At 58.2% G+C, this 11,487-nt stretch carries 14 protein-coding genes; 6 read left to right on the top strand and 8 right to left on the bottom strand.

Translation table 11 applies throughout. The annotated features are described in order from the left end of the window. Genes CBW22_RS05045 through CBW22_RS05035 form a run of 3 tightly spaced genes read left to right on the top strand, consistent with a single transcriptional unit; the run spans position 1 to position 2,255 of the window. Complete coding sequence (locus CBW22_RS05045) at positions 1-801, top strand: 2OG-Fe(II)-dependent halogenase WelO5 family protein (RefSeq protein WP_088516162.1); 801 nt, start codon at positions 1-3, stop codon at positions 799-801. Between the two features lie 26 nt (positions 802-827). Further along, positions 828-1,328, top strand: coding sequence for a YbaK/EbsC family protein (locus CBW22_RS05040; protein ID WP_058775617.1), 501 nt, complete (start codon positions 828-830; stop codon positions 1,326-1,328). A 21-nt stretch (positions 1,329-1,349) separates the two neighbouring features. Further along, positions 1,350-2,255: an EamA family transporter gene (locus CBW22_RS05035; RefSeq protein WP_088516161.1), complete on the top strand. Its 906-nt coding sequence runs from the start codon at positions 1,350-1,352 to the stop codon at positions 2,253-2,255. A 58-nt stretch (positions 2,256-2,313) separates the two neighbouring features. On the opposite strand, the gene ibpA is transcribed toward CBW22_RS05035, so the two are convergent. Beyond that, positions 2,314-2,730, bottom strand: a complete 417-nt coding sequence (gene ibpA, locus CBW22_RS05030; protein ID WP_010617843.1) for a small heat shock chaperone IbpA — start codon at positions 2,728-2,730, stop codon at positions 2,314-2,316. Between the two features lie 285 nt (positions 2,731-3,015). On the opposite strand from ibpA, the gene CBW22_RS05025 reads away from it, so the two are divergent. Then, positions 3,016-3,375 (top strand): YceK/YidQ family lipoprotein, encoded by a 360-nt coding sequence (locus CBW22_RS05025; RefSeq protein WP_040679624.1) that lies wholly within the window; start codon positions 3,016-3,018, stop codon positions 3,373-3,375. On the opposite strand, the gene CBW22_RS05020 is transcribed toward CBW22_RS05025, so the two are convergent. The 7 genes from CBW22_RS05020 to yidA form a co-directional block, all read right to left on the bottom strand. Continuing rightward, complete coding sequence (locus CBW22_RS05020) at positions 3,353-4,615, bottom strand: DUF3748 domain-containing protein (RefSeq protein WP_088516160.1); 1,263 nt, start codon at positions 4,613-4,615, stop codon at positions 3,353-3,355. The two genes, CBW22_RS05025 and CBW22_RS05020, sit on opposite strands and share 23 nt — an antisense overlap. 106 nt (positions 4,616-4,721) lie before the next feature. Then, entirely contained in the window at positions 4,722-6,014 is a 1,293-nt protein-coding gene (locus tag CBW22_RS05015; RefSeq protein ID WP_021506905.1) for an MFS transporter, read from the bottom strand. A 244-nt stretch (positions 6,015-6,258) separates the two neighbouring features. Then, a complete protein-coding gene (gene dgoD / locus CBW22_RS05005) occupies positions 6,259-7,407 on the bottom strand; it encodes a galactonate dehydratase (RefSeq protein ID WP_058758194.1) in 1,149 nt (382 codons plus the stop codon). Continuing rightward, on the bottom strand, positions 7,404-8,021 hold the full coding sequence (locus CBW22_RS05000; RefSeq protein WP_021506907.1) for a 2-dehydro-3-deoxy-6-phosphogalactonate aldolase: 618 nt from the start codon (positions 8,019-8,021) through the stop codon (positions 7,404-7,406). The genes dgoD and CBW22_RS05000 overlap by 4 nt, the downstream gene beginning before the upstream one ends. Continuing rightward, positions 8,005-8,883, bottom strand: a complete 879-nt coding sequence (locus CBW22_RS04995) for a 2-dehydro-3-deoxygalactonokinase (RefSeq protein ID WP_088516158.1) — start codon at positions 8,881-8,883, stop codon at positions 8,005-8,007. The genes CBW22_RS05000 and CBW22_RS04995 overlap by 17 nt, the downstream gene beginning before the upstream one ends. After that, entirely contained in the window at positions 8,880-9,578 is a 699-nt protein-coding gene (locus CBW22_RS04990; protein WP_021506909.1) for a FadR/GntR family transcriptional regulator, read from the bottom strand. Before CBW22_RS04990 ends, CBW22_RS04995 begins: the two co-directional genes overlap by 4 nt. Before the next feature lie 216 nt (positions 9,579-9,794). After that, a complete protein-coding gene (gene yidA, locus CBW22_RS04985; RefSeq protein ID WP_088516157.1) occupies positions 9,795-10,604 on the bottom strand; it encodes a sugar-phosphatase in 810 nt (269 codons plus the stop codon). Between the two features lie 206 nt (positions 10,605-10,810). Here yidA and CBW22_RS04980 point away from each other — a divergent pair, with 206 nt between their 5' ends. Together CBW22_RS04980 and CBW22_RS04975 are read left to right on the top strand one after the other, a co-directional pair. Continuing rightward, complete coding sequence (locus CBW22_RS04980; RefSeq protein ID WP_088516156.1) at positions 10,811-11,164, top strand: type II toxin-antitoxin system RelE/ParE family toxin; 354 nt, start codon at positions 10,811-10,813, stop codon at positions 11,162-11,164. After that, a complete protein-coding gene (locus tag CBW22_RS04975) occupies positions 11,161-11,466 on the top strand; it encodes a helix-turn-helix domain-containing protein (protein ID WP_058758199.1) in 306 nt (101 codons plus the stop codon). Before CBW22_RS04980 ends, CBW22_RS04975 begins: the two co-directional genes overlap by 4 nt. Positions 11,467-11,487 lie beyond the last annotated feature (21 nt).

Below are 11,487 nucleotides of genomic sequence, written 5' to 3'. Positions count from 1 at the left end.
ATGGCCATTTTCAATCAGATTCGCGTCATTAACCCCAACATGTTCGTCGAAAGCACCTGGCTGGATGACATCGTCACCGCGCGCGTGCCGCTGCTGGTGCTGCGCAATTTCCTCACGCCAGAGGTGCGCACCGCGGTGGTGGCTGATCTCCAGCAGTGCCGCGAGCAGGTACGGGTTTCTCACTATCCAAATGGCGCGCTGACCACGCTCGGCCCGTATCTGGCGAAGCACACCGCCGCGCCGGAAAACTATTTCACCGAACTGCGCGACATCCAGCCGGCGCTGCCGGCCTCGCTGCACCACCTGCGCGCGCAGATTTACCACTGGGTGCAGCATGCGCTGCGCCTTGAGAGTCTGCAAACCGCCACCGAACCGGCACTGGGTGATTACGCTGGCTCGATTGTGCGTTTCCACGCTGACGGCGTCGCTAATCCGCTGCATAACGACAACATCGTGCGCGATGCCGCTGGCAGCGGTCTGGCGGTGACGCACATTCTGCATCAGCTGAGCTGCGTGGTGTGCCTGCAGGAGTGCAACGCCGGCGGCGCGCTGCGCATCTTCAATAAGAAATGGCAGTCGGAAGACGAGCGCTTTAAAACGCCCGGCGAGCTGGGCTACCAGAGCGGCGTCATCGCCGGCAGCGAGACCTGCGAGTTCGCGCCGCGCAGTGGCGATATCTATCTGTTTAATCCCGCGTTTTATCATGAAATCGATCGCGTTGAGGGCGACACGCGCATCACCATGGGCTTTTTCTTTGGCCTGACCGACAAAAAAATGAAGCACGCCATTGCCTGGAGTTAATCCCGGCCTTAGACGAGGAAGACAGTATGACAACCTATGACAAAGTGATCGCGCTGCTGGATGCGCAGCAGGCCCGCTACCGCGTGGTGGAGCATGAGGCCATCGGCCAGACCGAGGTGATCAGCGCCATCCGCGGAAACGATCTCCAGCAGGCGGCCAAAGCTATGGTGCTGGAAGTCACTATGCCGGACGGTGCCGCGCCGCGCTATCTGCTGGCGATCGTACCCGGCGACTGCAAAATCAACTTCAAACACGCCGCGCGTGCCATTGGCGGTAAGAAGTCGACGTTTGCCACCCCTGAGCAGGCACAAGCGCTGACGCAGTGTGTGATGGGCGCGGTGCCGCCGTTTAGTTTTGATGACCGACTGGCGCTGCGCGTGGATGCGCGGCTGCGTGATGTCGGGACGCTGTGGTTTAACGCCGGTGCGCTGGACCGCTCGGTAGCGTTGGATGTGGATGATTATTTTCGACTGATCGGCGACGACTGCGGTGCAGAGATCGCCACACCGGTGACGGCAACCGCCTGATTGCCGCGCTGAGGAATGCGTATGTCCGTGAAAGATATGTTGTTAGCCCTGTGCGTCGTGGTGGCGTGGGGCGTAAATTTTGTGGTGATTAAGCTGGGTTTGCAGGGCATGCCGCCCTTTTTGCTGGCGGGACTGCGGTTTACGCTGGTGGCGTTTCCGGCGATCTTTTTCGTGCGTCGTCCGGCAATTCCGCTGCGCTGGCTGGTGGTGTATGGCATGACCATCAGCTTTGGTCAATTCGCGTTTCTGTTCCTCGCCATCAAGCTTGGCATGCCAGCCGGGCTGGCTTCGCTGGTGCTGCAGGCGCAGGCATTTTTCACCCTGCTGCTCGGCGCGCTGCTGCTGGCCGAGAAGCTGCGCTGGAACCACATCGCCGGCATTCTGGTCGCCACGCTCGGCATGTTTATGCTGGCAACCGCCGGTATGGAGGGCCAGACAACCGCGGGCATCACGCTGACCACCATGATGCTGACGCTGGCGGCGGCGCTGTCGTGGGGGCTGGGCAATATCACTAACAAGATTATCCTGCGCAACCGCAAGGTGCCGGTGATGTCGCTGGTGGTGTGGAGCGCGCTGGTGCCGATTGCACCGTTCTTTGCCTGTTCGTGGTGGTTTGAGGGCGAATCCGCCATTGTCACCAGCCTGCTGGATATTTCGCTGCAGACGGTGCTGGCGCTGCTCTATCTGGCGTTTTTCGCCACCATCATTGGCTACGCCATCTGGGGCAATCTGCTCAGCCGCTACGAAACCTGGCGCGTGGCGCCGCTGTCGCTGCTGGTGCCGGTGGTCGGTATTCTCAGCGCCGCGCTGATCCTCGGCGAAACTCTGTCGGCGCGGGAGATTCTCGGCGCGTCGGTGATCATTCTCGGGCTGCTGGTGAATGTGTTTGGCGGTATGGTGAGCCAGCGCCTGCTGGTACGTACCTGATGATGCAGCCATAAAAAAACGCCGCGTTGCAGCGGCGTTTTTCTTTACTTCGTTAGCCTTATTTCAGGATTTCAATCCGGCGTGGTTTCGCCTCTTCCGGGACGATACGTTCCAGATCGATACTCAGCAGGCCCAGTTCGAGACGCGCATCGCGCACCACGATGTGATCGGCCAGCTGGAATTTGCGTTCGAAGTTACGTTCTGCGATGCCCTGGTACAGGTATTTACGTTCCTGCTGCTCTTCAGGGTGGGCGCCGCGCACCACCAGCATGTTGTCATGGGCGGTGATATCCAGTTCGCTCTGCGCAAAGCCGGCGACGGCAATGGTGATGCGATAGTGGTTTTCGTCTACCAGCTCGACGTTGTACGGAGGGTAGCCGCCGTTAGCCTGGTTTTGGTTGGACTCAAGCAGGTTAAACAGACGGTCGAAACCAATAGCAGAACGATAAAGCGGAGAGAGATCAAAGTTACGCATAATAAGACTCCTGATAATCAGCAAGTTTTGGCAACCTTCCACCATGGACAGGTTGTCCGGCCCGTCGGTGTCCCTGTCGGCGACCGCGTCGTGACCGTAGCTTAAAGATGGGTGCGCTCAGGTCGCTTTCAAGGGGCAATGCGCTTTTTTTTGCAGCAATTCTGACGATATGGCATACACTCAGGGGACGCTTCGCCTGACGGGAAGGACATAACCACAGAGTTATGCGGATGTCAGGTGACACACTCCAGCCAGGGCCATGCCATGACTGTAGGGATGATGATGATGAAAATGATGAAACGCTTTCCGCTCACCGGCCTGCTGGTCTGCTGCGCCTGTGCCACATCAGGCTGCTCCAGCGTGATGTCGCATACCGGTGCCAGCCAGGGTTACTACCCCGGCACGCGCGCCAGCGCAGAGATGCTGACCGATGACAATACCAGCTGGGCGATTAAACCGCTGGCGCTGATCGATCTGCCCTTCTCGGCGGTGATGGATACGCTGCTGCTGCCGTGGGATTACTTCCGCGCCGACGACGATAAAACCAAAGATTCGCCGCGCGAACGCGTGCTGCAGAGCGAGAAGATGGCTGGCACCCAGGCCAGCCTGGCCACCGCGGCGGCTATGCCGGCGGAATCGCACTGACGCAGAACAGCTGTCGCCAGCCGTCAACCTCGCGCATGTAGGCGATCTGCTTCCCGTCCGGCGACCATACCACCGCGTCGCCGCCCGGCGGTTGCGCGCTGCGCGCGGTAAGGCGCGTACACTGTCCGCTGGCTATCTCACAACGCATCACGCTGTTATCACAGATAAAGGCGATGGCTGCGCCGTCCGGCTGCCAGCTGAAAGCAGACTGAATGCTGCTGCGCAGTGAGGTGATCTGACGCGCCGCGCCACCGTTGGGTGAGACCGTCCACAGCTGCACAATACCCTGCTCGTCAGCCTGCAAAAAGGCGATCGCGCTACCATTCGGCGCAGCGCGCAACCAGTGGCGCGGCTGCAGCGCCAGCCCTTTACTGTACGTGATCCGCCGCTGCTGCACGCCAGCCGGCGGTGCCGGCAGCTGCTCTGCCGTGCCCTGCAGCGGCGCATTGCCGGCTCTGGCATAGTCCGCCAGCGCCTCAGGCAGATCGACCACAAACACTTCCGGCACTTTTTCACCACTGGCATTGCGCGTATCGCCGATAAAGGCGATGGCCCAGCGCTGCCAGCTGCCGTCCGCTTTCTGATAGCCACGCTCACCAATCCAGCACTCTTCATAGGCGCGGTCAATCTGATCGCTGCCCGGTTGCGGATCGCGCCGGGTGTGGCTCACCAGCACGCAGTAGTGGCTGCCGTCATATTCGCGCGGATGCTGTTTTGGCGGGCACACCGGATGCAGCGGCACCGCCACGCCGACGTTGCGCAGGTCGTCACGCACCTCGCGCTCATGCATCACGTGATCGTTATAGGTAAAGCTCAGCCGCGAGCCATCCGGACTGAACACATGCACGTGCGAGCCACCACGCAGCGCACCCGGCGTGTAGGGCGCGGTGATATCGCAGGCGTCGAGGTTCTCCGCGATGCCCTGCTGAACAATCACGCCGCGCCGGTGATGAAAGTCATAGTGCCAGTGCGCATCGGGATGCTCTGGCCCATGAATACAGACATAGCGCGGCGGCAGATCCGGACTCACGGTCACCACGCCGACGTGCGCGCCATCGCGCGCCTGATACAGCACCTCGACCGCGCCGCTGTGCACGTTGACGCGCTCAATGGTCAGGCTGGTAAACGCGGCGCCGGACGGCCGCACATCAAATGCCAGCCACTGGCTGTCGGCGGTCCAGACGTTGATATTGGTCAGCTGATGATGGCGCTGAGTAAAGGTGAGTTGTTTTTCTGACATGGGGCAACCTCAGATGTAACCGTTGCCGGACAAATTACGTGATGCCGTTCAGTTAAGCAAAAGCTGAGCAGCTAATGCGGGTGCGCAGGCATGCGCACCCGGAAGCTTAGCCCACGCGCTGCACATCCCCCACCAGCAGGATGTAAGAGAGCGCGCCAATCAGGGCAACGGCGGAGATGTACACCAGCGCGGGCGCAAAGCCGTAATCCTGCGCCAGATACCCCACCACCAGCGGTACTGTGATGCCACCGAGGCCGCCGATAAAGTTAAACATGCCGCCGGTCAGGCCGATCAGGCGTACCGGCGCCAGCGACGAGACCAGCGACCAGGTGATGGACGCGAACCCGTTGCCGAAGAAGGCCAGCGCCATCAGCACCATAATCCATAGCGGATCGTTGGTGTAGTTTGCGCCCATAATGCAGGTGGAGATCAGCAGGCCGCAGATGATCGGCGTCTTGCGGGCAAAGCCGAGCGAGCGGCCGCTGCGCACCAGACGATCGGCCACCATCCCGGAGAGGATCACGCCAACAAAGGCGGCGAGAAACGGCACGGTAGTCATAAAGCCGGCCGTCAGCGCGGCAATATGTTTCTCCTGCGTCAGGTAGTTGGGGAACCAGGTAAGGAAAAACCACAGCGTTGAGGTCACTGCAAACTGGCCGAGATACACGCCGCACAGCTTGCGATGAAACACCAGTTTCCAGTCGGCCGCGGTGAGTTTAACGCGTGCTTTTTTCTCGCCGGGCGCATCGCCGTCGACCATCGCGCCACCGGCACGAATGTAATCCAGCTCGGCCTGATTGATGCCTTTGCTCTGGCTCGGTGCCTGGTAAACCTTCATCCACACCAGCGACCAGATAATGCCAATCCCGCCGGTGATGATAAACACCCAGTGCCAGCTCAGCAGTTCCTGAATCCAGATCAGCAACGGCGTGAGAAACGCCAGGCCGACAAACTGACCTGAGGTGTAAAAACCGACGGCCGAAGCGCGCTCCTGTTCCGGGAACCAGCTGGTGACCAGGCGATTATTGGTCGGGAAAGCCGGCGCTTCAAAAATACCGGTAATGGCGCGCAGACCTATCAGCGATAATAAGCCGCTGGCGAATCCCTGCAATAACGTCGCCACCGACCAGCCGAGAATAGCGATAAAATAGGTCAGGCGTGAACCTACGCGATCGAGAAACCAGCCGCCGGGAATCTGGCACAGCGTATATAACCAGGCAAAAGCAGAAAAGACATACCCCATTTCTGCTTTGCTGATGCCAAATTCCTGCTGAATATGCGCCGAGGCCACGGCTAAATTAGCGCGATCGACATAACAAATGACCACCGTAATAAAAATCATCAGCAGCGTAATATAACGGCGACGCGTAGGTTTCGCCTGAACAGCAGAGAGATCCATGGTGTTTCTCCGTCAGATGTCAGCTGGCGGACGTGCCGAAACACGCCGCAGCCAACGCAGGGTAAGGTTATCGAAGATAAAAGCCGCAGCAGCGGTAAACTGGCAGCGCGGTGAAAACAGGTTGAGCGCTGCCCTGTGCCTTATATATTTCGCACATGGTTTAAATAGTCAGATGTTTAATCGCCTGATAATCGGTGCTGTTATAAAGCGGTAAACGCAGCGACCGGGTGCAATACCACGGTTATTACCACTCGGCTACCGATCCATCCGGAAAGCGCCATAATGGGTTACGCCAGTCTGGCGCATTTTTACTGCGCGCAATCACCAGCTCTTCATTAATTTCTACACCGAGGCCGGGTTTATTTAATGGATAGAAATGGCCGTCATCCATTTTAAAATCATCTTTATTGATCACGTAATCGAGCAGTTCAGCGCCCTGATTATAGTGAATGCCCATGCTCTGCTCCTGGAACACCGCATTACGCGACACGAAGTCGACATGCAGACAGGCAGCCAGCGCAATTGGCCCCAGCGGACAGTGCGGCGCCAGCGCCACGTCATAAGACTCGGCCATCGCCGCAATTTTGTAGCATTCGGTGATGCCGCCGGCGTGTGACAGGTCCGGCTGCAGAATCGCCAGCCCACCGGCTTCCAGCACGCGCTTGAACTCGAAGCGGGAGAACATGCGTTCGCCTGCGGCAATCGGCAGATGCGTCTGCGCCGCCAGGCGCGGATAGTATTCTGCCTGCTCGGCCAGCACCGGTTCTTCAATAAACAGCGGACGATACGGCTCCAGCTCTTTGATCAGCACTTTGGCCATCGGCGCGCTGACGCGACCGTGGAAATCGAGGCCAAACTCAATGTCATTGCCAAAGGCTTCGCGGATCTGCGCTACGGTGTTAACAGCGGCATCGACCTGACGAGAATTGTCAATGATGCCCATCTCTTCGCAGCCGTTGAGTTTGAAGGTGTCAAAGCCGATACCACGTAATTTCTTAATGCCATCAATCACTTCAGCCGGACGATCGCCGCCCACCCAGCTATAGGCTTTGATGCTGTCACGCACCAGACCGCCCAGCAGCTGATACACCGGCACGCCCAGCGCTTTGCCTTTAATATCCCACAGCGCCTGATCGATACCGGCAATCGCGCTCATTAAAATCGGGCCGCCGCGATAAAAACCGCCGCGATACATCACCTGCCACAGATCATTAATCCGCGCCGGATCCTGCCCAATCAGATACTCCGACAGCTCATGCACCGCCGCTTCGACGCTGCGCGCGCGCCCTTCAATCACCGGCTCGCCCCAGCCGATGATGCCTTCGTCGGTTTCGATTTTCAGGAACATCCAGCGCGGCGGCAGGCGATAAGTGGTCAGTTTCGTAATTTTCATCGTACAGCGTCCTTATAGGCAGCAATAAATGCGCGGGCCTTCTCCACGGTGCGCGACAGCGGCTGACCGGCGCGATAGAGATCGCTGCCCAGGCCAGCCCCGACGCAACCGGCGGCGATAAATTCATGCAGGTTTTCCGGCGTGACGCCGCCCACGGCAAAGACCGGCACCTCCGGCGGCAGCACCGCTTTCAGCGCTTTGATGTAGCCCGGACCAAACGCCGACGACGGGAAAATTTTCAGCGCCTGCGCCCCAGCCTGCAGCGCGGTAAAGGCCTCGCTGGCGGTGGCACAGCCTGCAGCTACCAGCATGCCGTGCGCCACGGCCTGGCGAATCACCGCAGCATCGGTATTGGGCGTCACCACCAGCTTGCTATTGAGCGCCGCCAGCTGATCGACCTGCGTCGCCTGCAGCACGGTGCCGGCTCCGATCAGCGCTTTATCGCCGAAGGTTTGCACCATCGCGCCGATACTTTTCGCCCACTCTGGCGAGTTGAGCGGAATTTCAATCGCATCGAAACCGGCGTCGATTAACGCCGCGACGTGCGCTTCAGCTTCATCCGGCGTGATGCCACGCAGAATGGCGATCAACGGAAGTTTAGTGGGCCAGGACATGCGCAATACTCCTTATTCCGTGCTGGAAAGCACGATCGCCCTCCAGCGTGACTGAATCTGTTCCGATAAAGGCCAGCGCCTGCTGATAACGCTGTGCCAGCGCGCTGCCGGCGATAATGACAATCGGCTGGCGGCTATGCGTTAACTGCTGCGTCATCTGCGCCACTTCATGGCCGATTAACAGGCCAGAGAGAAAATCACTGATATGGCGCCGATCGCGCGCGCCGAGCACGTGGGCGGCACGCACTTCAAACAGGCGCGCCAGAATTGATGGGTCGTGGCTGCCAATCTGCAAACCGTCCCGGAACGCGTCCGGAGAGGCTTCCTGCGCGGGTAAACCGGCGCCAATCAGCGACTGCTTCAGCAGTAAATGGTGCAGCTCGCCGGTCATCACGGTGCGGAAATCGATGACGCGATCCTGTTCCATCTGCACCCACTTAGCGTGCGTGCCCGGCATGACATACAGCGGCGCGGGCTGCAGCGTGACCGCGCCGAGCAGTTGGGTTTCTTCACCGCGCATTACGTTGTAGTTGTCGTCACGTTCGACGCTCAGTCCCGGCACAATGCACGCTTTTCCCTCCACGCAGGTCAGGCGATCGCTTAATGCATTGAGCGCCACCGGACAGGCGAGATAAGGCACTGCCAGCCAGCCAGCGTTGCTGCCCACCATACCGGCCATGATCACCGGGACTTCGGCCACCGGCCAGCCGTCGGTAATGGTGGCAAACACCTGAGCAGGCGTGCGGTCGCCGAGGCGCGTCACGCCCGCTTCCGAACGGCGCTCATCGACGCATTCACCGGCGCGGTAATACCAGGCGCGCAGGTTGGTAGAGCCCCAGTCAATAGCGATATAACCGGTCACAAAATCTCCTTGAGTCGGGCGGTTGAGCTGGCAATCATCGCCTTCGCCGCCTGTTCCGCCGCATCGCCATCCTGGTGGCGAATGGCATCGAACAGCGCTTTATGTTCGGCTAACGTGCGCGGCATGTTGCCGGAGTCCGCCATGTAGGTTTGCGCAAACACCGCTTTTTGCAACTGGCTGATGGCCACATTGAGTTGCTGCAGCACCGGGTTATGCACCGAGGCCATCACCGCTTCGTGATAGCGGATGTCTGCGTCGTTAAAGGCATCACGGTTGAGGTGGTTGGCCACCATATCGTTGTAGGCCAGCTCAATCGCCGCCAGATCGGTCGACGTTGCCCGCTCGGCCGACCAGCGCGCAATCTGCGGCTCCACCAGCACGCGCACCTCGTTCATGGCCGCAATCAGGCGCGGATCGTGATCGTGCGCCAGCGCCCACTGCAGTACATCGCTGTCGAGATAGTTCCACTGGTTACGTGAAGTGACAAACGCGCCGCGATAGCGCTTCATCTCCATCAGGCGTTTAGCCATCAGGGAGCGATACACTTCGCGGATAATATTGCGCGAGGTTGAAAATCGCTCGCACAGCTCCGCTTCCGCCGGCAGCGCGGCGCCCGGCACATATTTTCCGGCAACAATCTCTTCACCCAGCGTCTGGATGATGCGCTCTGTTTTACTCAGTGGTTCCTGCGTCATCGTGTTCGATTCCATGAAAGGCGTGAGAAATCAGATTACTGCTTTCGTAGTGCAAAGCCCAATCCCTGACGCATCCTGTAGCGGATATTGTAGTACCACATGCAATGTTTGTACTACAATATGGATCACAAAACAGACAACCCATCGGCGCACTGGCAGTAAAAAATTCAGCAGAGAAGTGACGGGCAGCAGAACGCCGCCCGCATCAGAGGAGGGTTACAGCACTAGCTCTTCAATGGCGTGCGCGACACCATCTTCCATATTGGTCTTCGTCACGAACTGCGCAATCTGCTTCACGGAATCAATCGCATTGCCCATCGCCACGCCGGTGCCGGCGTATTCAATCATCGCCAAATCGTTTTCCTGATCGCCAATCGCCATCACTTCTGACGGCTGCAGGCCGAGTTTCTCCGCCAGCATTTTTACGCCGTAGCCTTTGTTGACCAGCGGATTAAGGATTTCGAGATAGTAAGGTGCACTTTTCAGAATGGTATAACTGTCGCGGGCGCGCGCCGGTAAGGCGGCGATGGCTTTATCCAGCAGCTCCGGTTTGTCGATCATCATCAGTTTCGGGAAACGCGTCGCCGGGTCCATCTCTTCTACGGCGCGATAGCGCACCGGAATGCCGGTCAGGCTGGCTTCGTGGATGGTGTATTCGCTGATGTCTTTATTTGGCGTGTAGAGGAAGGATTTGTCGAATGCCTGAAAATGCACCCCAAGGTCGCGCGCCAGCTGTTCCAGGTAGAGATAGTCATCAAAGCCAAGCGTCTTCTCGGCCACCACCTCACCGCTGTCCGCGCTGTGCGCCAGTGCGCCGTTGTTGCTGATGCAATACTGCCCCGACTGACGCAGATCCAGTTCCATCAGGTAGCGCTCCACACCAACAAACGGGCGTCCGGTGGCCAGCACGATCGACACACCTTTATCCCGCGCCCGGCCAATCGCCGCTTTGACGCCCGCCGTGATTTCGTGCTGCGGATTCAGCAGCGTGCCATCCATATCGATCGCAATCAGTTTTATCGCCATAACGTCCTCGGTTAATTCAGGGTCTGGCTTTAATGCTAGCGCGATTCAGCTCACATTGACCAGTTAATCGGCAGATAACGCCTGTCATGCTTTGTGCAGCATTATCCAGTTTGAGCATTTGATGTTTTACTTCTGCTGACTCGCTTGATCATATAAGTGATTGCTTATAAATTACTATAAGCAATCACTTATATGGAGATTGCGCTATGTGGGAAATCATTTTTACCGACACCTTCCGGGAATGGTTGCGGGCACAGGATAACAAACTGAAAAAACGCATCGCTGCGGCCCTGTTAAACCTGCAGCATTATGGCCCGTTGCTGCCACGGCCCTATGCCGATACGGTTAACGGATCACGCTTCCACAACATGAAAGAACTGAGAATACAGTACGCTGGTCAGCCAATTCGGGCGCTATACGCATTCGACACGCAACGCAAAGCGGTCATTTTGTGTGCTGGCAATAAATCCGGAGACAAACAATTTTATGCGCGGATGGTATGCCTTGCAGATCAATTGTTCACGGCTTACCTCAATAACGCAGAGGAAAATCATTCATGAACGACTTACAAAAATTTATCGAGAGTGAGTTTACTGAAGCTGAGCAAGCTGACATTCAGCTGATGGCAGATGAGCTGATTCTCGAAACCGGCCTGCAACTGCTGCGGGAAGAGTTAGCGTTATCGCAGAGAACCGTTGCGGAAGCGATGGGCGTTAAGCAGCCGCGTATCACGCAAATTGAGCAGGGCGGCGCCGATCAGCGTCTGATTACCATTAAGCGCTACATTGAAGCGATGGGCGGCAAGCTAAGCCTGCTGATTGAAATGCCGGACGGCTCGGGTGGAAGAATTCTGCGCGTTTAATAAAACAAAAAACCCTTCCCG

It is taken from the genome of Pantoea sp. VS1, from assembly GCF_002207995.1.
GTDB classification, from domain to species: domain Bacteria; phylum Pseudomonadota; class Gammaproteobacteria; order Enterobacterales; family Enterobacteriaceae; genus Pantoea; species Pantoea dispersa.
This window is presented reverse-complemented; position numbering and strand designations above follow the sequence as displayed.